At 70.6% G+C, this 23,145-nt stretch carries 23 protein-coding genes; 14 read left to right on the top strand and 9 right to left on the bottom strand.

What is annotated here, in order from left to right; translation table 11 throughout:
* Positions 1-46 precede the first annotated feature (46 nt).
* Both G4D85_RS39375 and plsX read right to left on the bottom strand, forming a co-directional pair.
* Positions 47-1,036: a beta-ketoacyl-ACP synthase III gene (locus G4D85_RS39375; RefSeq protein WP_164019390.1), complete on the bottom strand. Its 990-nt coding sequence runs from the start codon at positions 1,034-1,036 to the stop codon at positions 47-49.
* Between the two features lie 58 nt (positions 1,037-1,094).
* A complete protein-coding gene (gene plsX, locus G4D85_RS39380; protein ID WP_164019489.1) occupies positions 1,095-2,156 on the bottom strand; it encodes a phosphate acyltransferase PlsX in 1,062 nt (353 codons plus the stop codon).
* 481 nt (positions 2,157-2,637) lie between these two features.
* Here plsX and rpmF point away from each other — a divergent pair, with 481 nt between their 5' ends.
* Positions 2,638-2,826 carry a 50S ribosomal protein L32 gene (rpmF, locus tag G4D85_RS39385; protein ID WP_164019391.1) on the top strand — a complete coding sequence of 63 codons (189 nt, stop codon included), beginning with the start codon at positions 2,638-2,640 and terminating at the stop codon, positions 2,824-2,826.
* 139 nt (positions 2,827-2,965) lie between these two features.
* On the opposite strand, the gene G4D85_RS39390 is transcribed toward rpmF, so the two are convergent.
* The gene (locus G4D85_RS39390; protein ID WP_164019392.1) at positions 2,966-3,565 is read right to left on the bottom strand and encodes a YceD family protein; all 600 of its coding nucleotides are present in this window, start codon (positions 3,563-3,565) and stop codon (positions 2,966-2,968) included.
* Positions 3,566-3,897: 332 nt separating this feature from the next.
* On the opposite strand from G4D85_RS39390, the gene G4D85_RS39395 reads away from it, so the two are divergent.
* From G4D85_RS39395 to G4D85_RS39410, 4 genes are all read left to right on the top strand, one after another.
* A complete protein-coding gene (locus G4D85_RS39395; RefSeq protein WP_164019393.1) occupies positions 3,898-4,578 on the top strand; it encodes a response regulator in 681 nt (226 codons plus the stop codon).
* Positions 4,579-4,598: 20 nt separating this feature from the next.
* Positions 4,599-5,960, top strand: a complete 1,362-nt coding sequence (locus tag G4D85_RS39400; RefSeq protein WP_164019394.1) for a sensor histidine kinase — start codon at positions 4,599-4,601, stop codon at positions 5,958-5,960.
* A 12-nt stretch (positions 5,961-5,972) separates the two neighbouring features.
* Positions 5,973-6,917: a metallophosphoesterase family protein gene (locus tag G4D85_RS39405; RefSeq protein ID WP_164019395.1), complete on the top strand. Its 945-nt coding sequence runs from the start codon at positions 5,973-5,975 to the stop codon at positions 6,915-6,917.
* Between the two features lie 62 nt (positions 6,918-6,979).
* Entirely contained in the window at positions 6,980-7,477 is a 498-nt protein-coding gene (locus tag G4D85_RS39410) for a SixA phosphatase family protein (RefSeq protein WP_164019396.1), read from the top strand.
* A 7-nt stretch (positions 7,478-7,484) separates the two neighbouring features.
* Here G4D85_RS39410 and G4D85_RS39415 read toward each other — a convergent pair whose 3' ends face one another.
* The 6 genes from G4D85_RS39415 to G4D85_RS39440 all read right to left on the bottom strand — a co-directional run bounded on the left by G4D85_RS39415 (position 7,485) and on the right by G4D85_RS39440 (position 14,346).
* On the bottom strand, positions 7,485-7,937 hold the full coding sequence (locus G4D85_RS39415) for a DUF1634 domain-containing protein (RefSeq protein WP_240359772.1): 453 nt from the start codon (positions 7,935-7,937) through the stop codon (positions 7,485-7,487).
* Complete coding sequence (locus G4D85_RS39420; RefSeq protein WP_164019398.1) at positions 7,934-8,776, bottom strand: sulfite exporter TauE/SafE family protein; 843 nt, start codon at positions 8,774-8,776, stop codon at positions 7,934-7,936. The genes G4D85_RS39415 and G4D85_RS39420 overlap by 4 nt, the downstream gene beginning before the upstream one ends.
* 96 nt (positions 8,777-8,872) lie before the next feature.
* On the bottom strand, positions 8,873-9,607 hold the full coding sequence (locus G4D85_RS39425; protein WP_164019399.1) for a carbonic anhydrase: 735 nt from the start codon (positions 9,605-9,607) through the stop codon (positions 8,873-8,875).
* On the bottom strand, positions 9,604-11,151 hold the full coding sequence (locus tag G4D85_RS39430) for a SulP family inorganic anion transporter (RefSeq protein WP_164019400.1): 1,548 nt from the start codon (positions 11,149-11,151) through the stop codon (positions 9,604-9,606). The genes G4D85_RS39425 and G4D85_RS39430 overlap by 4 nt, the downstream gene beginning before the upstream one ends.
* A gap of 202 nt (positions 11,152-11,353) precedes the next feature.
* The gene (locus tag G4D85_RS39435; RefSeq protein ID WP_164019401.1) at positions 11,354-12,697 is read right to left on the bottom strand and encodes a sigma-54-dependent transcriptional regulator; all 1,344 of its coding nucleotides are present in this window, start codon (positions 12,695-12,697) and stop codon (positions 11,354-11,356) included.
* A complete protein-coding gene (locus tag G4D85_RS39440; protein ID WP_164019402.1) occupies positions 12,697-14,346 on the bottom strand; it encodes a sensor histidine kinase in 1,650 nt (549 codons plus the stop codon). The genes G4D85_RS39435 and G4D85_RS39440 overlap by 1 nt, the downstream gene beginning before the upstream one ends.
* Positions 14,347-14,472: 126 nt before the next feature.
* Here G4D85_RS39440 and G4D85_RS39445 point away from each other — a divergent pair, with 126 nt between their 5' ends.
* The 9 genes from G4D85_RS39445 (at position 14,473) to G4D85_RS39485 (ending at position 23,101) form a co-directional block, all read left to right on the top strand.
* A complete protein-coding gene (locus G4D85_RS39445) occupies positions 14,473-15,162 on the top strand; it encodes a response regulator (protein WP_164019403.1) in 690 nt (229 codons plus the stop codon).
* A gap of 90 nt (positions 15,163-15,252) precedes the next feature.
* Positions 15,253-16,500, top strand: a complete 1,248-nt coding sequence (locus tag G4D85_RS39450; protein ID WP_164019404.1) for a porin — start codon at positions 15,253-15,255, stop codon at positions 16,498-16,500.
* A 34-nt stretch (positions 16,501-16,534) separates the two neighbouring features.
* Positions 16,535-17,356, top strand: a complete 822-nt coding sequence (locus G4D85_RS39455; protein WP_164019405.1) for a phosphate ABC transporter substrate-binding protein — start codon at positions 16,535-16,537, stop codon at positions 17,354-17,356.
* A 65-nt stretch (positions 17,357-17,421) separates the two neighbouring features.
* On the top strand, positions 17,422-18,414 hold the full coding sequence (pstC, locus tag G4D85_RS39460; RefSeq protein ID WP_240359773.1) for a phosphate ABC transporter permease subunit PstC: 993 nt from the start codon (positions 17,422-17,424) through the stop codon (positions 18,412-18,414).
* Entirely contained in the window at positions 18,411-19,322 is a 912-nt protein-coding gene (gene pstA, locus G4D85_RS39465) for a phosphate ABC transporter permease PstA (RefSeq protein WP_164019407.1), read from the top strand. The genes pstC and pstA overlap by 4 nt, the downstream gene beginning before the upstream one ends.
* A 46-nt stretch (positions 19,323-19,368) precedes the next feature.
* Entirely contained in the window at positions 19,369-20,112 is a 744-nt protein-coding gene (pstB, locus tag G4D85_RS39470; protein ID WP_240359778.1) for a phosphate ABC transporter ATP-binding protein PstB, read from the top strand.
* Positions 20,113-20,141: 29 nt separating this feature from the next.
* On the top strand, positions 20,142-20,828 hold the full coding sequence (gene phoU, locus G4D85_RS39475) for a phosphate signaling complex protein PhoU (protein WP_164019409.1): 687 nt from the start codon (positions 20,142-20,144) through the stop codon (positions 20,826-20,828).
* Between the two features lie 138 nt (positions 20,829-20,966).
* Positions 20,967-22,187 (top strand): glycosyltransferase, encoded by a 1,221-nt coding sequence (locus tag G4D85_RS39480; protein ID WP_164019410.1) that lies wholly within the window; start codon positions 20,967-20,969, stop codon positions 22,185-22,187.
* A gap of 80 nt (positions 22,188-22,267) precedes the next feature.
* Positions 22,268-23,101 (top strand): metallophosphoesterase family protein, encoded by an 834-nt coding sequence (locus tag G4D85_RS39485; RefSeq protein ID WP_164019411.1) that lies wholly within the window; start codon positions 22,268-22,270, stop codon positions 23,099-23,101.
* The last annotated feature ends 44 nt before the right edge of the window (positions 23,102-23,145 follow it).

A 23,145-nucleotide genomic window follows, 5' to 3' on the forward strand; every position in this document is an offset into this window, starting at 1 on the left:
GGTCTCCGCCTCCTGGAACTGTCTGCTGCGTTGCCCTACCCGCGAACTACCAGCGCACGACGGCGCTGCCCCACGTCATGCCCGCGCCAATCGCCATCATCGCGATGACATCCCCCCGCTGGAGCCTGCCGGCGCGGTGCGCCTCGTCCAGCGTCATGGGCAGCGAGGCCGACGACGTGTTGCCGTACTTGTGCAGGTTCAGCCAGCACTTGTCTCGCGGAATCTCCAGTCGCTCCAGCGCAGCGTCCAGGATGCGAGCATTCGCCTGGTGGGCGATGACGTGGTCCACCTGCCCCGGCGTCAGCCCGTGCGACGCCAGCGCCTCCTGGGTGGAGTCCACCAGCGCGCGCACCGCGAACCGGAAGACCTCGCGCCCGTTCATCTTCAGCGTGTTCAGCTTCGCGCGCACCGCCTCCTCCGTCATGGGCGTGCGCGAGCCGCCCCCGGGGATGGTGAGAATCTCGGCCAGGGAGCCGTCCGTGTGCAGGTGCGTGGAGAGGATGCCGCGCCCGTCTTCCGGCGTGGGCGACGGCGACAGCACCATGGCCCCCGCCCCGTCCCCGAAGAGGACGCACGTGTTGCGGTCCTCCCAGTCCACCACCCGACTCAGCAACTCGGCGCCGATGACGAGCGCCCGCCGCACCTGCCCGGAGCGCACGAACTGATCCGCCACGCTCATGGCGTACAGCGAGCCGGCGCAGGCCGCGCCCACGTCGAAGGCGAAGGCCCGCCGCGCGCCCAGCTTCGCCTGGACGAAGGCCGCGCACGACGGCATGGGCATGTCCGGCGTAATCGTCCCCACGACGATGAGGTCCAGCTCCTCCGGCGACACTCCCGCCATCTCCAGGGCGCGCCGCGCGGCCTGGACGGCCATGTCACTGGTGGCTTCTTCGGGCGCCGCCTGCCGCCGCTCCTGGATGCCGGTGCGTTCGCGAATCCAGGCGTCGGAGGTGTCGACGCGCGCCTCCAGCTCCTGGTTGGTGATGACCCGAGAGGGTGCGTAGGAGCCGGTTCCGATGATCTGCGTACATGCCACGAGGGTTCTCCAGAGGAGGAGATGCGTCCATCGGAACCCAACGCCCGGGGCCCGCTCTCTAATCGGAAACCGCGGCGTCTGTCGCCTTTTTTCCCTTCTGGTGGGTAGGGAGCCAGACACTGGCCCGCTCAATGCAACGCGTCAGCTCTCCCTGGACTCCGCCCTCTGCCATGGCCAGCGCCGCACCCAGCGCGTTGTAGAGGGCGCGTGGCGTGGAGCGGCCGTGCGCGACGATGCCAACTCCCTGGATGCCCAGCAGGGGAGCGCCGCCGTACTCGGCGTAGTCCACCACCCGCCGGAGACCCGCCAGGGCAGGTTGGAGCAGCAGCGCGCCCAGCTTCTCCGGCAGGCCGCCCCGCTTCTCGATGGCCTGACGCAGCAGGCCGATGACGCCCATGCCCACGCCCTCGGACGTCTTGAGGACGATGTTGCCGGTGAAGCCGTCGGTGACGACCACCTGCACATCGCCGGAGAAGAGGTCCTTGCCCTCCACGTAGCCCACGAACTCCAGGTCCGAGCGGCGCAGCAAGTCACTGGCCTCGCGGGTGAGCGGCGTGCCCTTGGACGCCTCCTCTCCGTTGGAGAGCACCCCCACCCGGGGCCGGGCGACGCCCAGGCGGGCGCGCACGTACGCCTCTCCCATGACGGCGAACTGGGCCAGGTGGGAGGGGCGGCAGTCCACGTTGGCGCCCGCGTCCAGCAGCAGGCAGCGGCCTCCGCCCTTGAGGGCGGGGAAGAGGGCGGCGATGGCCGGCCGCTCCACCCCGGGCAGCCGCCCCAGCGTCAGCAGCCCGCCCGCCATGACGGCCCCGGAGTTGCCCGCCGACACCAGCGCATCCGCCCTGCCCTCCCGGACGAGCTCGAAGCCCACCCGCAGGGACGAGTCCCGCTTCCGGCGGAAGGCCGTGGAGGCGTGGTCGTCCATCTCCACCACCTCCGAGGCATGGTGGACCTGGAGGTTGGCCGGAGGCCGGCCTCGCCCCAGCAGCGGGGTCAGCCGCGCCTGATCGCCCACCAGCAGCACCTCATGGGCGGGGTGTGCCCGGGCGAAGAGCAGCGCCCCCTCCACCGGAGCGGCGGGGGCGTGATCGCCGCCCATGGCATCCAGCACCAGCCTCATCCCCGCCATCCCCGCGTCTGCCTGCTCGCCATAACGGTTCCCGGCGCGCGCCCCGACGGGGGCCACGGCGGCGCGCAGCACACCAGGAAGCCCCCAGGCGGGCAACGACTGGCTGCCCTGCCTGGCCACAGTCCGCTTCATCCCTGTCGGAAGCTGGAGAAATGACGCTCAGCGCTTCCGCGTTGTCACCCCGCGCCCGTCGGAGGTAGGACGGTGGGAGGTGGAGGTCGGCCCCGGGGTGGGAGAACGCTTCTGGGCCGCTCAACGCGCATTGACTCGGGGGCGCCGAGCCGCTAGGGTCCGCCGCCTTCCGAAGCCGGACATGGAGTACGGGAGCCTTCGAACCGCTCCATCCCGGTGTTGTCCACAGAGTGTTGCGCAGGCGGCCGGGGCCCCCGGCACACAGCGCTTCAGACATTTTTGACTCAACCGGTCCGGGCCGGCTTCAACCCCCGGGTCGGCGTCGATATAGAGGTGAGCCGTGGGTGTCCCCAAGAAGCGTACTTCGAAGATGCGTCGCGACCGCCGCCGCGCGGCCAACAGCAACCTGCGTACCGCTGTGCAGGTGACCAAGTGCCCCAACTGCAAGGAGCCGGTGATGCCTCACCGCGCCTGCACCGCCTGCGGCCAGTACAAGGGCCGTGAAGTGCAGCCCCAGGCTGGGGCCTGATTCCCCCGCCAGGACGGCGCCCACCCGGCGCCGGATGAGACAAGGGCCGCGCCTCTTCTGGAGGTCGCGGCCCTCGTCGTTTCAGCCCTTCAGCTCCGCAGCCCGGCCACACCTTCGCGTGGCCGGCCGGAGATTGGGTTCAGCTCAGCTTGATGTTCTTCAGCGGGGCCATCCGCGGGTCCACCGGCTTCGTCTCGCAGGTGCACTTCGCCTCGTTGCGGTTGATGCCGCACTGGGGGCACAGGCCCTTGCAGTCCTCGCGGCACACCGTGCCCATGGGCAGGGCCAGCAGCAATTGCTCCCGGACGATGGGGTCCAGATTGATGACCTTCCCGTCGAAGACCTCCTGGTCCGCGTCCTCCAGTTCGAACGAGCCGCCCACCTCGCCCTGGCTGCGCTCCTTCTTCTCCATGACGGACTCGTCGTCCTTCAGGTAGTCGTCCCCGCGGACGAGCGACTTGGGCACCAGGTTGAGGGTGAAGGCCACCGGCACCTTCAGTTCCACGTCCGTCAGGCAGCGCTTGCACTGGCTGGTGACATTCGCTGTGAACTGCCCCTCCAGCAGCACGCCGCCGCTCACCTTCTTCAGCGACGCCTTCAGCGTGGACGGAGCCGTGGCGCGAAAGCCGGTGTCCTCACCGGACCCATCTCCGCCCAGCACCTCACCGAGCAGGTTGAGACCGATGGGCTCGTTGAGCTGAAGCCCTGTCTCCTTGATTTGTTCAATCTTTACGAGCATTTACGCGACGTCCAGGCAAAAAGGGCGAGCAACATAGAGGGCGGGGCCTCCACCGTCAACACACCCTTGTCCAACTGCGCCACGAAGATGTCACGCCACCGTCACCCCCTGTGGCCCGTCCTTCGTGGATCCTCCAAATAACGCTTAGATGAGGTGGATTTGATGCATGGGCGGGGCGAGGGTCGCGCGGGGCGGTCCCCGTCCCGGGGGGCGAACCGGGAAGGCATCCTGGAGTGGACCCTCCCCTGCTTGCGCCCGCCCCTCGGCTCGCGGCCCGTGCCGGCGAGCTCGGGCCTCCCCCTTCCGAGCGGTATGAGCTTCGAGAGGATTCCATGTCGCGCATCCTGATCATCGAGGACGAGCAGGACCTCGCCGGACTCGTCGAGTACAACCTCCGGGCCGTGGGCTTCGAGACGGACACGGCGAACACCGGCGCGGGGGGCCTCGCCAAGGCCCGCGCGCAGCCGCCGGACCTGGTGCTGCTGGACCTGATGCTGCCGGACATCGCGGGCGGCGAGGTGCTGCGCATGCTCAAGCTGGACGCGGAGCTGCGCAAGACGGCCGTCATCATCGTCAGCGCGAAGGGCCAGGAGTCGGACCGCGTGCAGGGGCTGGAGCTGGGCGCGGACGACTATGTCGTGAAGCCCTTCTCCGTCCGCGAGCTCCTCCTGCGCGTCAAGGCGGTGCTGCGCCGCGGAGACGTGGAGGAAGGGCCGGCGGCGGTGCTCACTTCCGGCGACATCGTCCTGGACACCTCGCGCCACCAGGTGCGCGTGAAGGGCGAGGAGGTGGTGCTCACCGCCCTGGAGTTCCGCCTGCTGCGCACGCTGCTGGAGCGCAGTGACAGGGTGCAGACGCGCGAAGTGCTCCTGTCCGACGTCTGGGGCATCCAGGCGGAAATCCACACCCGCACCGTGGACACGCACATCAAGCGCCTGCGCGAGAAGCTGGGCCCCGCCGGGGACATCATCGAGACGGTGCGCGGCGTGGGCTACAAGCTCAGCCCTCCGTAGCGGCCAGGACGTCACCGCCCATGCACGTGCGCGCCATCCTCCTTCCCCTGCTGCTGCCGTCCGCCGTGGTGGCGGTGCTCGTCGCCACGCTGGACTCGCCGGGTGGCGCGCTGGCCGCCGCGCTCGTCACGCTGGCCGGCTCGCTCATGGCGCTGGGCGTCAGCCGGGGCGCCGTGCAGCGCCAGTTGGACACGCTGACGCGCCACACGCGCGGCCGTGCCGAGGGGGCCCTCACCGCTCCTGCGTCGAACCCCGACCAGCTGGAGGAGGTGGCCAGCCTGGAGGGTGCCATCGACTCGCTCCACACCCGGCTGTCCACGCAGAACGCGCGGCTCCTCCAGGAGTCGCGCACCCTCACCGCCGTGCTGGACGGCATGGCCGAGGGCATCTGGGTGACGGACGCGGAGGGCACCGTGGTGAGCCACAACGACGCGCTCCGCGACATCCTCCAGCCCGGCGCGGGGAGCCTCATCGGTGAGCGCCCCCTCGCCCTGCTTCGCAACGACGTGCTCAGCGACGCCGTCATGCGCGCCTGCGGCGAGGGCGCCTCCACGCGGCTCGAGCTGGAGCTGGAGGGCCTGTTCCCCCGCACGCTCTCCATCCGGGTGACGCCGCTGGGGAGGGACCTGCCCGGCAGCGCCGCCGTGTTCCACGACATCACCGAGCTGCGGCGGCTGGAGAAGGTGCGCAAGGACTTCGTGGCCAACGTCTCCCACGAGCTGCGCACGCCGATTACAGCCATCCGCGGCTACGCGGAGACGCTCCAGGGCGGCGCGCTCAACGACGCCGTCATGGCGCCGAAGATGGTGGAAATCATCCACCGCCAGTCGGAGCGACTGTCCGAGCTGGTGGAAGACTTGCTGGAGCTGTCCCGCCTGGAGTCGCGAGAGGTGCGCCTGGCGCTCACCAGCGTCTCCCTGGCCGACGCCGTCGCGCGCGCCGCCGACACGGTGCGCCCCAAGGCCGAGGGCAAGGACCAGCGGATTTCACTCCATGTCCCGACAGAGCTGCGGGCGCTGGGGGACTCCCGCGCGGTGGAGCAGGTGCTCCTCAACCTGCTGGACAACGCGGTGAAGTACACGCCGCCCGGAGGACGGGTGGACGTATACGGCGCGTGCGAGGACGGCCGGTGCGTGGTGCGGGTGAGGGACACTGGCCTGGGAATCGAACCCAAGCACCTGTCCCGCATCTTCGAGCGCTTCTACCGGGTGGACAAGGGTCGCAGCCGGGACATGGGCGGCACCGGCCTGGGCCTCTCCATCGTCAAGCACCTGCTGCAGGCCATGGACGGGGAGGTGAAGGTGGAGAGCCAGCCCAACGTGGGCAGCACCTTCACCATTTTTCTTCCCCTGCCAGTCCCCGCGAAGGCGGCGACCGGGTAGGATGGAGCGACCATGCGGGTCGCTATCCTCGCGGACATCCACGGCAATCTTCCTGCCTGCGAGGCCGTGCTCGAGGACATCACGCGCTCGGTGGCGCCCGACTTCATCGTCGCCGCCGGGGACCTGGCGCTGCGCGGTGCCCACCCTCGCGAGACGGTGGACCTGCTCTTCGACCGCTGCGACTCGGTGCTGATGGGCAACACCGACTGCTACCTCGCGGGCAACTACCTGGGCGGTGCCTACCGCGAGCGGGACCACTGGAAGACGGAGCTGCTGCGCTGGACGAGAGATCAGCTGGGTCCGGAGCTGCTGCAGAAGCTGGGCGCCCTGCCCTTCTCCGTGCGCTACACGCCGCGCAAGGGCCAGGACCTCTTCGTCTGCCACGCCAACCCGCGCAACCTCGAGGAGTCGCTGGACCCGACGCTGGACGACGTGGCGGTGCGCCGCTTCTTCAACCACCTGGACGCGGCCGCGTGCGCCTTCGGGCACCTGCACTTCCCCTACCGCCGCCGCGTGGGCCGCATGCTCATCGCCGACGTGGCCAGCGCGGGCATTCCGCGCGACGGGGATTTGCGCCCCGCCTACGGCGTCTTCACCTTCACACCCAAGGGCTGGCGGGTGCAGATCCGCCGCGTGCGCTACCCGGTGCGCAAGGCCACCCAGGCCCTCACCGCGCGCCGCGTGCCCGGGGGCCCGCTGCTCATCCACAAGCTGGTGGAGGCGCGCTACCGCCACCACAACGCGCTGCTGGAGGCCGCGCGCCGCCACTCCGGCCTGCCCCCGCCGGGGCCGGTGCTGCGCCCGCCTCCCGGCGCCGTCGCCCGCAACGTCGCCACGCCGCTGGACGGCCGGGCGCCTCCCGAGGTGGACCACGGCTCGCTGCCCGGGGACCTGGACGGCACCGTGTCGGACGCCACCCCGCTGTCGATGGATGAACTGAACGAAATGGAGGGTTGAGGACGTTTGTCGCCGTGCCGTTGCTTGCGCGCGGGCCCGGGCGGTGATTCACGGCCGCCACCATGTCACCACGAGAGCTGCCGCTGCTGCTGGTCCGCCACGCCGTGGCCGAGGACTCCCACGTCCTGGGCGACGAGGCCCGAGCCCTCACCTCGGAGGGCCGCGCCGCCTTCCGCCACCACGCGCGACGGCTGGCGCGCCTCACCCCGCTGACAGGCATCGTCACCAGCCCGCTGGTGCGCGCGGTGCAGACGGCGGAGCTGCTCGTCGAGGCCTTCGGCCTGTCCAGCGTGGAGGTCCACCCGGCGCTGGTGCCGGGACACGGCGCGCACAAGCGCATCCTCAAGCTGGCCCGCGAGCTGGGCCCGGGCTGGGCGCTGGTGGGCCACAACCCCTCCCTGGAGCGCGCGGCCCTGCTCGCGCTCGACGGCGAGCCCCTGCCGGACAAGCTGCGCAAGGGCACCGCCCTGGCCCTGCGCCCCCTCTCCGGCAAGGGCTACACCCTCGCGTGGTGGGCCGCTCCGGGCCGGCCGGTGCGGCGCCCCGGCGAGCGGCACTGAGGCGTCCTCAGCCCTCCGCCGCGCCCAGGAAGAAGGACAGGACGAGCAGGCCCAGCACCACCGAGGTGATGACCACGTAGCGCGTGTCCCGCTGCTGCCGGAAGATGAGCAGCGACAGGGCCACACGCATCACCGGCACCGCCATCATCACCAGCAGCCCGGACATCACGAAGGACTGCCCGCGCGCGGCCATCGCTCCGGCCACCACCTCCGCCAGGCCGTGCGGCACGGAGTGTGGCGCGGTGAGGCGCTGCAGCGCCTCCGACGAGACGAGGTAGTCCGGGTGGCGGAGGAACGTCACCAGCGTGCCCAGCGTCACCAGCGACAGGCTGGCCAGCACGCCGTAGCGCAGCAGGTCGCTGATGAGCAGCTCCGGGGCGAGCGGGACGGCCTCCGCCTCCGCCTCCAGCGTGGTGGCGACGCCCTGCTCCCGCTGCCCGGACTCCGGCTCCCCGCTCATGACGCCCATCCCTTGTTCAGCATCTCGTACGCCACCCACAGCAGCACGAGCACGAAGAGCCCGCGCAGCCAGGTGTTGTTCACCCGCGCCATCAGGTGCCGCGAGCCCAGCCACGCGCCCAGCGTGACGCCCACGCACACCGGCCCCGCGATGAACGGGTCGATGTGGCCCCGCGCGAAGTACACGCCCGCGCTGGCCGCCGCCGTGACGCCAATCATGAAGTTGCTGGTGGCCGTGGACACCTTCAGCGGCAGGCGCATGGTCAGGTCCATGGCCGGCACCTTCAGCGCCCCCGAGCCGATGCCCAGCATCCCGCTCACCGTGCCCGCCACGTACATCAGCCCCAGTCCCGCCAGGGGCCGGGTGACGCGGTAGCTCACCTCACGCCCGGAGGCCTCGTCCCAGTAGCTGCCGTGCAGCCCCAGCCGGTCCGCCAGCGCGTCCGGAGGCACCGGCGCCTCCTCGGTGGTGCGCATCCGCCGCAGCATGGCCAGCGCCGAGTACGCCATGACGGCGCCGAAGACGAGATACACCACGCGCCCGCCCACCATGCCGGAGAGGAAGGCCCCGGTGAGCGCTCCCGCCGTGGTGGCCAGCTCCAGGAACATGGCCACCCGCATGTTGGCCATCCGCTCCCGCACGTACGCCGCCGCCGCCCCGCTGGACGTGGCGATGACGGAGACGATGGAGGCCCCCACCGCGTAGCGGATATCCACCTTCAGCCACAGCGTGAGGACGGGAATCAGGATGAGCCCACCGCCGATACCCAGCAGTGAGCCCAGCAGCCCTGCCCCCACGGAGAAGCAGAGGACGACGAGCGTGAAGAGGAAGGGAGTCATCGATGCGTGGGGGCATCCTTCCCTGCTCCCGCCCTTTTTCCAACAAGAGGACGGCGCCTTGCCGGCGCCGCCCCCCTGCCTGCCTGCCCGTCCCCGTCAGCGCGCGCCGGCCGCGGACAGCCGCAGCGTCCGCGCGGAGGTCTCCTCGTTGCGCGCGGACGTGTCGCCGCCCAGCTCGCGCAGCAGGGCCTCTCCCACCAGTTCGTCCATGGGGACGAAGCGCCCCTGGGTGGCGCGCCAGGCGTGGACCTGGGCGGTGGCGATGTCGAACCACCAGCCATGCAGCCGCAGCGTGCCCGCCTCGAGGCGCTCCTTCACCAGGGGGTACGTCTTGATGTGCTCGATTTGCTGCAGGACGTTGAGCTGGGAGAGCCGGTCATACTCGGGCAGCCCCTCGCCCACCGGACTCCCGGCGCGAAGGGAGCGCAGCCCGGCATGGCCATGCGTGAGCCAGTGGGCCAGGTTGGGGGTCTCCGGCCCCACGCCTCCCGCCAGGACGGCCTTCATCGCGCCGCAGCTCGAGTGGCCGCAGACGACGATGTCCTCCACCGTGAGGTGGTGCAGCGAGAACTCCAGGGCCGCGGGCTCCGACTGGTCTCCCGTGGAGTGGCCGTCCGCGTCCGAGGGCGGCACCATGTTGCCTACGTTGCGGACCACGAAGAGGTCGCCTGGGTCCGTCGACACCAGCAGGTTCGGCACCACGCGACTGTCGGCGCAGGAGATGAAGAGACAGTCAGGAGACTGGCCACTGGCCAGCTTCGCGAACACGTCGCGATACCCGGGACGGGCGTTGAGCTGGAAGTCCAGCAGACCACGGATGAGCTTCTTCACTGCGCACCTCCAGAAACGAGATTGTCGGAAGAGACCCGCGGGCCGAGCCCGGAGGCGGAAGCCTTCCGGGTGCCCTTGTGGGTCCAGATGTCCTCGAGCGACTCCACGCGCACCGTGCCGCCCGTCTTGCGGTGCGTGTCACACCAGTTCTCCAGCGCCTCGTGGCCGGAGTGGTCCAGCGTCTCCAGTGCGAGGTCCAGCTCCACGCGCGCGCCCGCGGGCACCTGCGCCAGGGCCGTGGAGAGCTTGGGGACGCCCACGAAGGTGAGCGCACCCGACACGCTGACCTGGTACGCCTCGCCCTTCTGGCGCACGTCCACGCGGACGCTGCCCAGGTGCCACAGCAGCCGCAGCATCGCCACGAGCAACCCCAGGCCGATGCCCGCCAGCAGGTTGATGCCGACGACGCCGGCCACCGTGACGAGATAGACGGGCAGCTCGCCGCGGTGGTGCAGCTCGCGGATGTGGTCCACGTTCACCAGCTTCACGCCGACCACGACGAGCAGGCCGGCCAGCACCGCGAGGGGCACCAGGCCCGCGACGGCGCCCAGCATGGTGACGAAGAGCAGCAGCCAGACGCCGTGCAGGATGCCCGACGCCCGCGTCTTCGCGCCCGCGCCGACGTTGGCGGCGCTGCGGACGATGACGCCGGAGATGGGCAGGCCGCCGGCGAGGCCGGAGACGGTGTTCGCCAGCCCCTGCGCGAACAGCTCGCGGTCCAGGTTGGCGCGCGGGCCCGTGTGCATCTTGTCGGTAGCCACCGCGCACAGCAGCGACTCGGCGCTGGCCACCAGCGCCAGCGACAGGACCGCGGCGAGGAACGTCCCCCAGTTACCCTCGGGGAGCTTCGGCATCTGGAAGCTGCCCAGGAGGTTCTCCGGCAGCTGCACGCGCGCCACCTCCGCGCCCCACAGCGCCGCCGCCGCCGTGGCACCCACCACGGCCACCAGCGGGCCCGGCAGCGCCTTCAGCCGCCCCGCCGGGAGCACCTGCCACAGCACCAGCAGGCCGATGGTGAGCACGCCCAGCACCGCCGCGGGCCCATGCAGGTCCGCCAGCTGTCCCGGCAGCGCCCGCACGTTCTGCCAGGCACTGGACTGGGGAGCGCCCCCCAGCACGATGTGCACCTGGCCCAGGACGATGAGGATGCCGATACCCGCCAGCATCCCGTGAATGACGGCCGGGGAGATGGCCAGCGCCGCGCGCGCCACCTTGAGCCCGCCGAGCAGCATCTGCACCAGCCCCGCCGCCGCCACAATCGCGAACGTCGTCGCCAGCCCCAATTGCTGGATGAAACCGAAGACCATCACCGCCAGGCCCGCCGCGGGCCCACTGACTTGAAGCGGCGCACCACCGAACACGCCCACCACCAGACCGCCGACCACGCCCGCAATCAGCCCGGAGATGATGGGCGCGCCGGACGCCAGGGCGATGCCCATACACAGGGGCAGGGCCACCAGAAAGACCACCAGGGAAGCAGGCAGGTCCGCGGCGAGCGCCTTCCACGGAGACACCGCCCGCCCAGGATTCTTCACCGTCTCCATCACACCTCCACGAGATGGCGCCACGACATGGCGCACGCTGAGCACGTGGGGCTTCGCAACATGCATGCCGACGCGCTGGCCCCTCGCGTCAGAGGGGGCGGCGCCGGCGGAGGGCAGGCGGCGATGAAAGCTTCTTGAAGTGCCCGCCGGGGGACTTAAAGAATCTTGAATACCCGTTCACTTCCGGAAGGAAGCGACGGGCCTATTCCTCACCCAGACGGCGGAGGAAGGTGGGGTACGAGAGGCCAAGCGCCCGGGCGGCCTCCATTCGCCGGCCGTCGAGCTGGGACAGGACGTGGCGCACGTAGAGGCGCTCCACCTCCTCCAGCGGGCGGGGCGGGCCGCCCACCATGAACGCGTCCGGGTCCGGCAGGGCCGGCGTGGCGTCTCCGCGGGGCTCCAGGGCCTGGAGCTCCAGGGCGGGCCCCGGCTCGAGCACCAGCGCGCGCTCCAGCACGTTGCGCAGCTCACGCACGTTGCCCGGGAAGGGGTAGCGCTCCAGTCGCTTGCGGGCGGCGGGCGTGAAGCCCACGGGCCTGCGTCCCAGCTCGGCGCACAGCTCCGCCACCAGCGACTCCGCCAGCGGCATCACGTCCTCGCGCCGCTCCCGCAGCGGTGGGATGTCCACCCGGAAGACGCTCAGGCGGAAGTAGAGGTCCTCGCGGAAGCGGCCCTCGGCAACCTCGCGGGTGAGGTCTCGATTGGTGGCTGCCACCACGCGCGCGGTGCTGTGCAGCTCGGCGGTGCCTCCCAGGCGACGGAAGGCGCCCTGGTCCAGGAAGGTGAGCAGCTTGGCCTGGAGTCCGAGCGGCAGCTCGCCAACCTCGTCCAGGAAGAGCACCCCGCCATTCGCCACCTCCACCAGGCCGCGCCGGGCCGCGCGCGCGTCGGTGAAGGCCCCGCGCTCGTGCCCGAACAGCTCGCTCTCCACCATGGTCGCCGGCAGCGCCGCGCAGTTGACGTGGACGAAGGGCCCCTGCCCTCCCTGGAGTGCATGCAGGTGGCGGGCAATCACCTCCTTGCCTACGCCCGTCTCGCCCAGCAGCAGCACCGTGCTGCGCGGCGCGGTCGCGATGCGCTCCAGCATCTGGAGCGCGGCCACCATCGACGGGGAGCGGGGCCGGAGGACGCGGTGCTTGCCACCCAGCTCGCTCTCCGCCTGCCGCAGCCGCTCGTGGAGGTGCAGGTCCGCGGCGGCCCGGCGCGCGCGCAGCACCAGGTCGTCCAGCTCCACCGGCTTGGACAGGTAGTCGCGCGCGCCCGCCCGGATGGCCTCCACCGCGTTGGCGATGTCGCCGTGCGCCGTCACCAGCAGGACGGCGGTGTCCGGGAACTGGGTGCGCAGCTCGGGGACGAAGTCGATGCCGTCCCCATCCGGCAGGCGCCGGTCCAGCACCACCACGTCCGGGGCCTCGCGGGCGAGCGCCGCGCGGGCATCATGGAGCGAGTGGGCCATCGTCACCCGGAAGCCCTCCTGACGCAGCACCGACGCGGCCAGCGCGGCGAAGGTCCGGTCGTCGTCCACGAGCAACAGATGGGTACTCATCAGGCACGCTCCAGGGGCAGCCGCAGCGTGAAGCGGCTGCCCTGCGGACGACGGAGATACGTCAGGCTTCCTCCGTGAGCTTCGACGGAGGCACGGGCCATGGGCAACCCCAGGCCGATGCCCTTGGCCCTCCCGGTGGCGAAGGGCTCCCACAGGCGCGGCTCCAGCGTGGGGTCCACGCCTCCCGCGTTGTCCTCGACCACCAGCACGCCCTCGTTGTCCTCCCGCGTCAGGCTCACGGACACCCACGGCTCGGGCCGCAGCCCCGTGTCCCGCGCCACCGCGCCCGCCTCCACCGCGTTGCGCACCAGGTTGTCGATGGCGGACACCAGCAGCGCCGCGTCCCCCTGCACCATCAGCCCTTCCTCCAGCGACGTCTTGAGGTCCACCGTCTCCGACTCGGGCAGCAGGCTCACCGCCTGCAGCGCGTCCTGCACGAGCAGCCGCAGCTCGCAGCTCCGGCGCATGGCGGCCCGGGGAGAACCGAACGACAGCAGCGAGCGCGCCAGGTGCCCCAGGCGCTCGATTTGCGAGCGCAGCGCCCGCACGGGCAGCTCACTGCCCGCTGGAGTGTGACGGAGCACGGTGAGCGCGGCCTGGATGCCGTTGAGGGCGTTCTTCACCTCGTGGGCGATGAGCGCCGCGGCCGTGCCCAGCGCCGCCATCGTCTCCTGCCGGCGCAGCCGCTCCTCGGCCGCGAGCAGCGAGCGGTAGGAGTGGCGCAGCAGGAGGATGAGCAGCACCAGGGTGCTGCTGAGCAGGGCGATGTGGAAGGCGAGCTGCCGGAGGAACCGCGCGCGCAGGTCCGCCGTGGCGGTCTCCTCCTCCAGCACCACCAGCAGCAGCCCGCTCTTTCCCACCCAGGCCGCCGCGCCCACCACCTGGGTGCCGAAGAGGTTCAGCGGCCCCGGGTCGTCCGCGAGCGCTCGCAGCTGCTCGGAGGTGTCGGGCTGGCCCGTGCTCCGGGACGAGGGCAGCAGGAACCGCCCGCGCGCATTCATCAACAGCTGGGTGGTGCCCGTCGTGGTCCGCGTGGGCAGGGCCCCGGCCCGGACCTCTCCGACGAGGACGCCGCGGAGCCGGCCATCCGTCACCATGGGCACCGCAATCACGAGCGGCCCGCCCTCGAGCTCGAGCAGGTCAATCTCCGGTGCGTTCCGCTCCACCATCCGACGGAACCAGGCCCGGTTCGTCACCGGCGAGTCCCCCAGGGACATGCCGGGCGGGTCGCTCCACAGCCGCTGCCCCTCGGGCCCGAGCAGGGCCACGCCCTCGGAGAAGAGGGACGAGTGGTAGAAGGCGCTGTCGAGCAGCGCCTGCTCCGCCGGAGAGGTGCCGTCCTCCGGGTGGAGCGCGGGGTGGCCCGAGACGCGGGCCAGCTCCGCCTCCAGCACCCCCAGGTGGACGCTCAGGGCGTCCGCCTGCACCTGGGCCGTGTCGGACAGGTGCGCCAGCAACTCCTCGCGCGCGTTGCGCACGTCCTCCAGGTAGCCCAGGACGGGGCTCGTCAGCGCGACCAGCCCCACCAGGCCCAGGCCGAGCAGCGCGGAGCGGCCGCCCCGCCGCTGCGCGTGCGCCAGCTCTCCGGGAGTGGGGGTCAGCGAGGGGACGGGAGGCGACGAGGGCGCGGGCGGGCTGGGCTGCTCCATGGTGGGTACCGGAGATCTACACGGACCCGGCGGCCCCTACACGTCCCAATGCCCCATGGACCTCACGAAGTTGTTGCAGATGCGTCACGCGGGTGAAAATCGGCGCGCGCACAGTGAGGACCTGTCATGTCCCATGTCCTCATCGTCGACGACGAACGCGACCTCGCCGAGCTGATTGACTTCAACCTGCGCGGTGCCGGTTTTACCACCCACCTGGCCTTCACCGGAGAGGCGGCGCTGACGGCGGCGCGCGAGCGTCCTCCCGAGCTGGTGCTGCTGGACCTGATGCTCCCGGACATGTCCGGCATCGACGTGTGCCGCAACCTGCGGGCGAGCGCGCAGTCGCGCGGCGTGCTCATCGTCATGCTCACCGCCAAGGGCGAGGAGTCGGACCGCATCCGCGGCTTCGAGGTGGGCGCGGACGACTACGTGGTGAAGCCCTTCAGCGTGCGGGAGCTGGTACTGCGCCTCAAGGCCATCCTCCGGCGCAGCGGCCCGCCCCAGGACCGGGCGGCCCCACTGGCGCTGGGCCCCCTGCGGCTGGACGTGGGCGCTCACCGCTTCTACGTCGAGGACAAGGAAGTCTCGCTCACCGCCCTCGAGTTCCGCCTGCTCGAGCACCTGCTGGCCCGGCTCGGGCGGGTGCAGACCCGGGAGCAGCTCCTCGAGGAGGTCTGGGGCCTGTCCTCCTCGCTGGAGACGCGCACCATCGACACCCACGTCATGCGCCTGCGCGACAAGCTGGGCCCCGCGAGGGCGCTGCTGGAGACGGTTCGTGGTGTCGGCTACCGAATCATGAACCCCTCCGTGGAGTGACGTCGTTGCGCCGATGTCACAGACCGGCCCTCATGCGGACACAGACTCCCCATAGAAGCGTGACCGTCTTCCTCCGGAGCCCCCCTCTTCATGCGGAACACCCTCCTCGCGATCCTCACCCTCACCGCCGCCCCGGCCCTGGCGCAGCAGGCCGAGCCGCCAGCGTCGGACGCGCCCCCTGACGCACCCGCCGCCGAGTCCCAGCCCGCCCCCGCCGCCCCCGAGGAGCCCTCCCTCGACGAGCGGATGACGAACGCGGAGGGCAAGGTCACCTCCCTGGAGGAGCAGAACGCGGAGACCCAGACGGTCCTGTCCGCGCTCACGAAGCTGAAGCTGTCGGGCTATGTCCAGGCCCGCTACCAGTACCAGGAGAGCCTGGACGACACCGGCGCGGGCGGCTTCAGCCGCTTCACCGTGCGCCGGGGCCGGCTCAAGACCACGTACACCACGGACTGGGCGCAGATGATGTTGCAGATCGACGCGGTGCCCGACACCGGCGTGACGGTCCGCGACGCGGAGGCCACGTTCTACGTCCCGGGGATGAAGAAGAAGCTCTCCCTCACCCTGGGTCAGATGAAGTGGCCCTTCGGCTTCGAGGCAGTGCAGTCCTCCAGCGACCGCGAGATTCCCGAGCGCACACGCGTGGTGCGCGCCTTCCTCCCCGACGAGCGGGACCGCGGCGCGAAGTTCTCCGGTGAGTTCCTCAAGGGGAGGATGACCATCGATGTCGGCGTGTTCGACGGCGATGGCCTCTTCAACCAGGGCTTCATCGGCTCGGACAATGACAAGGAGAAGGACATCATCGGCCGCGCCGGCTTCGACCTGAAGTGGCTGTCCGGCGGCATCTCCGGCTGGTACGGCCACTCGCTGGGCCGCCGCCCCACGGACACCTACCGCGTCGCGTATGACCGCAACCGCGTCGCGCTGGACGCGCAGCTCTACCTGGACGTGCTCCCCTTCGGCGGCACCTCCATCAAGGCCGAGTACATCAAGGGCAACTCGTACTGGCGCAGCTCGGGGGGCACGAAGGTCGAGCAGCTCGGCGTGCCGGCGAGCGGCTGGTACGGGCTGGTGGTGCAGAACGTGAGCCTGACGAACGCCGTCGCCGTCCGCTACGACTACTTCGACCCGGAGAATGGCCAGCCCAACCTCGAGACCGCCGACGGCAAGCCCGGGAGCAACAACGCGGTGGGCACCCTCGCCGTCGCCCTGCTCCACCACTTCTCGGAGAACCTCAAGGCCACCCTCGCCTACGAGCTGCCGATGACGGCCGCTCCGGGCGCCGCCGAGGACCCCCACGACAACCTGCTGACCTTCCAGCTCCAGGCCCGCTACTAGGCCCGCCACGCTTCATTTCGGAGAGATTCACACCATGAAGACCTTCCTCAAGTCACTCGTCGCGGTACTGCTGGTGGCCCTGCCGGTGGCAGCGCGGGCGGGCACCGTCACCGTCAAGGGCTCGGACACCATGGTCATCCTCGGGCAGCGCTGGGCCGAGGAGTTCATGAAGAAGGCGCCCGCCACCAAGGTCCAGGTCACCGGCGGCGGCTCCGGCACGGGCCTCGCGGCCCTCCAGAACGGCACCACGGACATCGCCATGTCCAGCCGGGAGATGAAGGACGCCGAGAGCAAGAAGCTGCGCGCCCGCTACAACACCACCGGTGAGGAGATTGCGGTGGCCAAGGATGGCGTCACCTTCTACGTCAACGCGGGCAACCCCGTGACGGCCCTCACCCTGGAGCAGCTGCGCGGCATCTACCTGGGTGACATCACCAACTGGAAGGAAGTGGGGGGCCCGGACGCGGCCATCGTCGTCTACTCCCGTGAGAACTCCTCCGGCACCTACGTGTTCGTGAAGGACAACGTGCTCGACGGTGAGGACTACACCTCCTCCGCCCAGACGCTGCCCGGCACCGCCGCGGTGGTGAACGCCGTCGCCAAGGAGAAGCACGGCATCGGCTACGGCGGCGCCGCCTATGCCAAGGGCATCAAGGAGCTGAACGTCAAGAAGGGCAACGAGGAGATTGCCCCCAGCGCCGACAACATCAAGACGGGCAAGTACCCGCTGTCGCGCAACCTGTACTTCTACCTGCGCAACAAGCCCGCCTCCGAGGTCAAGGCCTTCATCGACTTCGCCCTGTCGCCCGAGGGGCAGGCCGTCGTCACCAAGGTCGGCTACTTCCCCGTGAAGTAGTCCCCACTTCGCCGTCACACGAATGTCACGCGAGGCCCTGACGCACTATGGATAGACAGGCGACCATGCAGCAGGGCCTCACGGAAACCATGGCGGTGCCAATGCTTTCACCGGCGGCGCGCCGCCGTCAGCTCCGGGAGAAGGTCATCGCGGGGTTCATCACGCTGATGGCCTTCACCGGCATCGCCGCCCTCGTCCTCATCCTCGTCTTCGTGGCCAAGGAGGCGCTGGCGCTCTTCACGGAGGCCGAGGCGCGCCACGAGGCCAGCCTCTCCAAGATGTTCCTGCCCCAGGTGGCGCGGGTGGGCCGCCCCGCCACGTTCACCTGGCAGCCGGTCTCCAATGTCCCGAAGGTCAGCATGATTCCGCTGTTCATCGGGACGCTGAAGACCACCGCCGTCTCCATGCTGGTGGCCGTGCCGGTGGGCGTCTTCGGCGCGCTGTACGCCGCCGAGTTCGCCCCCCGCCGCCTGCGCGAGCTGCTCAAGCCCGTCATCGAGCTGCTCGCCGGCATCCCCTCCGTGGTGCTGGGCTTCTTCGCGCTGATGGTGATGGCCACCTTCCTGCAAGACACCTTCGGCCTCAACACCCGGCTCAACGCGGTGGTGGCGGGCCTGGGCCTGGCGCTGGCCATCGTCCCCGTCATCTTCACGGTGGCCGAGGACTCGCTCACCGCGGTGCCTCGCAGCTACCGCGAGGCGTCCCTGGCGCTGGGCGCCACCCCCTGGGAGACGGCGTGGAAGGTGGTGCTCCCCGCGGCGGCCCCCGGCATCCTCGCCGCGTGCGTGCTGGGCTTCGGGCGCGCCATCGGCGAGACGATGATCATCCTGATGGCCTCCGGCAACGCGGCGATTGTGTCCGCCAACCTCGGGGACTCGGTGCGCTCGCTGTCGGCCACCATCGCCGCGGAGATGGGCGAGGTGGTGGTGGGCAGCCCGCACTACTCCATCCTCTTCTTCATCGGCGTGCAGTTGTTCATCTTCACCTTCGTCCTCAACATGCTGGCGTCCGCCTGGACGAAGAAGGTCATCAAGCGCCTGACGGGGAGTGCCTCGTGACGTACGCCACGCGCCGCGCGGTGGGGCTGTTCCTCACGACGCTCACGGGTCTGGCCGCCTTCCTCATGGTGGGCATGCTGGCCCTCATCCTCCTGGACGTGGTCGCCAACGGCGCCAGCCACGTCACCTGGACCTTCCTCTCCCAGCCGCCGAGCGACGGGATGATGGGCGGCGGCATCTTCCCCGCCATCGTCGGCACCGCGGCCCTCACCCTGCTGATGACGCTGGCGGTGATGCCGGTGGGCGTGCTCACCGCCGTCTACCTCCACGAGTACGCCCCGCCGGGCTCGCGCCTGGCGGCCTGGGTGCGCGTGGCCGTGGTGAACCTGGCGGGCGTGCCCTCCATCGTCTTCGGCCTCTTCGGCCTGGGCTTCTTCATCCTCTTCGTCGGCCGGGGCATGGACCGGATGCTGGGCTACGAGGAGCTGCACTGGGCGCAGCCGGGCATCCTCTGGGCGTCGCTCACCCTGGCGGTGCTGACGCTGCCGGTGGTCATCGTCGCCACCGAGGAAGCGCTGCGCGCGGTGCCGCTGGACCACCGCACCGCCAGCCTCGCGCTGGGCGCCACCCAGTCCCAGACGCTCATCCGGGTGGTGCTGCCAGGCGCGCTGCCGGGCATCCTCACCGGCGCCGTGCTGGCCATCTCCCGCGGCGCGGGCGAGGTGGCTCCCATCCTCTTCACGGGCGCGGCCTACTTCCTCCCCGACCTGCCGAGCCAGCTCAACTCCCAGTTCATGCACCTGGGCTACCACACGTACGTGCTGGCCACGCAGTCGCCGGACGTGGAGGCCACCCGCCCGCTGCTGTATGCGACGGTGCTGGTGCTGCTGCTGCTCACCTTCGCCCTCAACCTCGTCGCGGTCATCATCCGGACGCGAACGCGCCGCAAGGCCGCTGGCGCCCACTGACGGTACGCCACCCATGTCCCTCCAGCCCCATACCCCGCGCGCGAAGATGGAGGCGCGGGAGCTGACCCTGCGCTACGGCACCAAGCCGGCCATCAACAAGGTCTCCCTCGCCATCCTCGAGCGGCGCGTCACCGCCCTCATCGGCCCGTCCGGCTGCGGCAAGTCCACCTTCCTGCGCGCGCTCAACCGGATGAACGACCTGATTCCGGGCACCAACCACACGGGCACCATCCTGCTGGACAACACGGACATCAACGACCGCAGCGTGGACGTGGTGGACCTGCGTCGGCGCGTGGGCATGGTGTTCCAGAAGTCCAACCCCTTCCCCAAGAGCATCTTCGAGAACGTGGCCTACGGCCTGCGCGTGGGGGGAATGAAGGACAAGACGGAGCTGGCCCAGCGGGTGGAGAAGTCCCTGCGCGGCGCGGCCCTCTGGGAAGAGGTGAAGGACCGCCTCAACGAGAGCGCCCTCGGCCTGTCCGGCGGCCAGCAGCAGCGCCTGTGCATCGCCCGCGCCATGGCCGTGGAGCCCGAGGTGCTGCTGATGGACGAGCCCGCCAGCGCGCTGGACCCCATCGCCACCGCGAAAATCGAAGAGCTCATCCACGAGCTGAAGGCGCACTACACCATCGCCATCGTCACCCACAACATGCAGCAGGCGGCCCGGGTGTCCGACAGGACGGCTTTCTTCTACATGGGCGAACTGGTGGAATGCGGGGCCACGGAGCAGATCTTCACCAACCCGCACGAGAAGCGTACCGAGGACTACGTCACCGGGAAGTTCGGGTGAGCGGAAGAGCGGAAGAAGGGACACGGGAGATGGCGGCGACCCATACGGACAAGGCCTTCGAGCAGGACCTGAGGGACCTGCGTGAGAAGCTCCTCGCGATGGGGGCCAAGGTGGAGAACCTCATCGCCCAGAGCATGAAGGCCCTCACCGAGCGCGACAGCCCGCTCGCGGAGAAGGTCGTCGCGGCGGACAAGGACGTCAACCGCCTGGAGGTGGAGATCGACGAGCTGTGCCGTCGCATCCTCGCCCTGCGCCAGCCGGCCGCCAGTGACCTCCGCCTCATCACCACCGCGCTCAAGATTGTCACCGACCTGGAGCGCATTGGCGACCTGGCGGTGAACATCGCCGAGCGCTCCATGGACCTGAACCAGGTCCCCCCGCTGGCCCCCTACGTGGACACGCCGCGGCTGGCGGAGCTGGCCCAGCAGCAGGTGAAGAAGTCCCTGGACGCCTTCGTCTCCGGCGACGTGAACAAGGCGGAGGAGGTGCTCCAGGGGGACGACTTGCTGGACGCCCTCTTCCTGAAGATCTTCAACGAGCTCCTCGCGTACATGATGGAGGACTCGAAGAACATCCGCCGGGCCACGGCGCTGATGTTCATCGCCAAGCACCTGGAGCGCATCGGCGACCACGCGATGAACGTGGCGGAGATGGTGGTCTACATGGTGCGCGGCAAGGACATCCGCCACCCGCGCAGCCGCAACCTGACCGAGTAGGCGGGCGCGGCTTCACCGCGCCGTCACCGAGAGTTGTCCCGGCCGCCGCGAGCCCTTCGCCGTCCTGCCGCGAGGCCCCTCTAGCGTGGAACCCAGGTCGCGCGATGACCGCGCGCCGACTTCGGGGACTTCCCGCGAATGCTGCCCGCCTCCGGCCTCCTGCTGCTCGCCGCCTGCTTCGGCCTCACCGCCCTGGTCATCCAGTACCTCCTGGTGCTGCGGCACCGGCGTGACGTCGCGCCCCTGCTGCCCGTGGGCGCGCCCCGGCCCGGCATCTCCATCCTCAAGCCGCTGTGCGGCGTGGACGACGACCTGGAGGCCAGCCTGGAGCTGTTCGCCCGGCTGGACTACGCGGGCGCCTACGAGGTGGTGCTGGGCGTGAAGGACGTGAGGGATTCGGCCTTCGCGGTGGCTCGGGCGGCGGTGGCGCGGTGGCCGGGCGTCATGCGCCTGGAGGTGCAGGAGGGAGCGCCGGGGCTGAACCCGAAGGTGAACCAGCTCGTCACGCTGGCGGACCGGGCGCGCTTCGACATCCTGGTCATCAGCGACAGCAACACGCGCGTGTCGGCGGGCTACCTGGAGGAGCTGGCCGCGGCCTTCGCGGACCCGTCGGTGGGCTGCGTGACGCACCCGGTGGCGGGCCTGGGGGAGCGCAGCTTCGGCTCGCTGCTGGACAACCTCTACCTGGCCTCCAGCGCGGCGGCGGGGATGATTGCCGCCAAGCGCCTCGCCGGGCAGGACATCGTCGTGGGCAAGTCCATGGCGCTGCGGCGCGAGGACGTGGACGCGATGGGCGGCTTCTTCGCCGTGAAGGACGTGCTGGCGGAGGACTACGTCATCGGCCAGTGGGTGACGCGCAAGCTGGGCCGGCGGGTGGTGGTGGCGCGCACGCCGGTGTTCAACGTGTCGCTGCGCAAGAGCGTGAAGGCCTTCTTCCAGCGCTACCTGCGCTGGAGCGTCATCCACCGCACCGCGGTGTCCCCGTCCACGTACCTGGCCCAGTCGCTGCTCAACCCGGTGCCGCTCGCCCTGTTGGGCGCGCTACTCTTCCCCTCCCCCACGACGGGCATGGTGGCCATGGCGGTGGCGGTGGGCAAGGTGGCGGTGGACCTGGCCACCTGTCGCGCGCTGCGGCAGGAGTCGCTGTCGTGGGACGCGGTGCCGGGTGTGCTCGTCAAGGACGCGCTGCTCTTCCTCACCTGGTGGCACGGCGTCTTCTTTCGCACGGTGGACTGGCGCGGCACGAAGCTGCGCGTGGCCGCCGGCACCCGCCTGGTGCCGCCGCGCGCGCCCGCTTCTGTTCCGGAGCGCACGCTCGACGCGGGCGAGGCGTTGCTGGCGGGCGATCTCGCGAGCTGACGCGGGGCTGTTGCGCATCTCTTGCCGCCCATTCACCAGAAGGACCTGATGTCGCCGCACGGAATGCCTATCTCAAGGGCATGGCCATCCGGACGCTGGCGCACTTGTCGGATCTCCACCTGGACCTCACCCCCGAGAGCGATGCCTCGGGCCGCGCCCTGGTGGCGGCACTCCTGGCCACCAGCGTGGACCATGTGGTGGTGACGGGAGACCTGACGCACCAGGGCACGAACGTCGAGTACCGGCGCTTCCGCGAGCTCTTCGCGCCGCTGCTGGACGCCGGCCGACTCACCTTCATCCCCGGCAACCATGACCGGCCCGGCGACGACGCCGGCAGCCAGTGGATGGACGGCCAGAAGGTGCGCGTGGTGGAGCAGCCGGGGCTGTACCTGGTGTGCGTGGACTCCACCGGCCCGCACAACCGCAACTACTTCGCGAGCCACGGGGTGCTGACGCACGCCGAGCTGGACGCGGTGGACGCGGCCCTGGCCCGGGCCCCGCGCAAGACGCTGACGGCGGTGCTGGTGCACCACCACATCCTGCCGCTGCCCGAGGAGAGCTTCCCGGAGCGGCTGGCGTCGATGCTGGGCTGGCCCCACGCGGCGGAGCTGCCCCTGGGCGCGGAGTGGGTGGCGCGCCTCCAGGGACGGTGTGACCTGGTGCTGCATGGCCACCGGCACCTGCCCCGCGAGCGGCTGCTGGACACGGGCGCGGCGCGGCCGCTGCGCATCTACAACGCGGGCAGCTCCACGGACCTGGGGCGCTTCCGGGTGTTCCGTCACTCGGGTGGCCGGCTGCACGGCGTGCCGGCGTGGTGCCGGGCGGCGCTGTCGCAGCGGCCCCGCACGGCGAGCCACAACGTGCGCCCCGCGCTGCAATATCTGGTCGGCCAGCTCGGCATCGCGCTGTTCTAGCGCCTGCCTGCCCGCTCTCCCCGCGAGCGCCAGTTCACCGCCTG

The organism is Pyxidicoccus trucidator, assembly GCF_010894435.1.
Taxonomy (GTDB): domain Bacteria; phylum Myxococcota; class Myxococcia; order Myxococcales; family Myxococcaceae; genus Myxococcus; species Myxococcus trucidator.

What these genes read in the sequence shown, in the direction of transcription:
- plsX (WP_164019489.1), bottom strand. Translation starts at nt 2,156, where the DNA reads ATGAGGCTGGTGCTGGATGCCATGGGCGGCGATCACGCCCCCGCCGCT.
- G4D85_RS39390 (WP_164019392.1), bottom strand. Translation starts at nt 3,565, where the DNA reads ATGCTCGTAAAGATTGAACAAATCAAGGAGACAGGGCTTCAGCTCAAC.
- G4D85_RS39395 (WP_164019393.1), top strand. Translation starts at nt 3,898, where the DNA reads ATGTCGCGCATCCTGATCATCGAGGACGAGCAGGACCTCGCCGGACTC.
- G4D85_RS39400 (WP_164019394.1), top strand. Translation starts at nt 4,599, where the DNA reads ATGCACGTGCGCGCCATCCTCCTTCCCCTGCTGCTGCCGTCCGCCGTG.
- G4D85_RS39405 (WP_164019395.1), top strand. Translation starts at nt 5,973, where the DNA reads ATGCGGGTCGCTATCCTCGCGGACATCCACGGCAATCTTCCTGCCTGC.
- G4D85_RS39410 (WP_164019396.1), top strand. Translation starts at nt 6,980, where the DNA reads ATGTCACCACGAGAGCTGCCGCTGCTGCTGGTCCGCCACGCCGTGGCC.
- G4D85_RS39415 (WP_240359772.1), bottom strand. Translation starts at nt 7,937, where the DNA reads ATGAGCGGGGAGCCGGAGTCCGGGCAGCGGGAGCAGGGCGTCGCCACC.
- G4D85_RS39420 (WP_164019398.1), bottom strand. Translation starts at nt 8,776, where the DNA reads ATGACTCCCTTCCTCTTCACGCTCGTCGTCCTCTGCTTCTCCGTGGGG.
- G4D85_RS39430 (WP_164019400.1), bottom strand. Translation starts at nt 11,151, where the DNA reads ATGGAGACGGTGAAGAATCCTGGGCGGGCGGTGTCTCCGTGGAAGGCG.
- G4D85_RS39435 (WP_164019401.1), bottom strand. Translation starts at nt 12,697, where the DNA reads ATGAGTACCCATCTGTTGCTCGTGGACGACGACCGGACCTTCGCCGCG.
- G4D85_RS39440 (WP_164019402.1), bottom strand. Translation starts at nt 14,346, where the DNA reads ATGGAGCAGCCCAGCCCGCCCGCGCCCTCGTCGCCTCCCGTCCCCTCG.
- G4D85_RS39445 (WP_164019403.1), top strand. Translation starts at nt 14,473, where the DNA reads ATGTCCCATGTCCTCATCGTCGACGACGAACGCGACCTCGCCGAGCTG.
- G4D85_RS39450 (WP_164019404.1), top strand. Translation starts at nt 15,253, where the DNA reads ATGCGGAACACCCTCCTCGCGATCCTCACCCTCACCGCCGCCCCGGCC.
- G4D85_RS39455 (WP_164019405.1), top strand. Translation starts at nt 16,535, where the DNA reads ATGAAGACCTTCCTCAAGTCACTCGTCGCGGTACTGCTGGTGGCCCTG.
- pstC (WP_240359773.1), top strand. Translation starts at nt 17,422, where the DNA reads ATGCAGCAGGGCCTCACGGAAACCATGGCGGTGCCAATGCTTTCACCG.
- pstB (WP_240359778.1), top strand. Translation starts at nt 19,369, where the DNA reads ATGGAGGCGCGGGAGCTGACCCTGCGCTACGGCACCAAGCCGGCCATC.
- phoU (WP_164019409.1), top strand. Translation starts at nt 20,142, where the DNA reads ATGGCGGCGACCCATACGGACAAGGCCTTCGAGCAGGACCTGAGGGAC.
- G4D85_RS39480 (WP_164019410.1), top strand. Translation starts at nt 20,967, where the DNA reads ATGCTGCCCGCCTCCGGCCTCCTGCTGCTCGCCGCCTGCTTCGGCCTC.
- G4D85_RS39485 (WP_164019411.1), top strand. Translation starts at nt 22,268, where the DNA reads ATGGCCATCCGGACGCTGGCGCACTTGTCGGATCTCCACCTGGACCTC.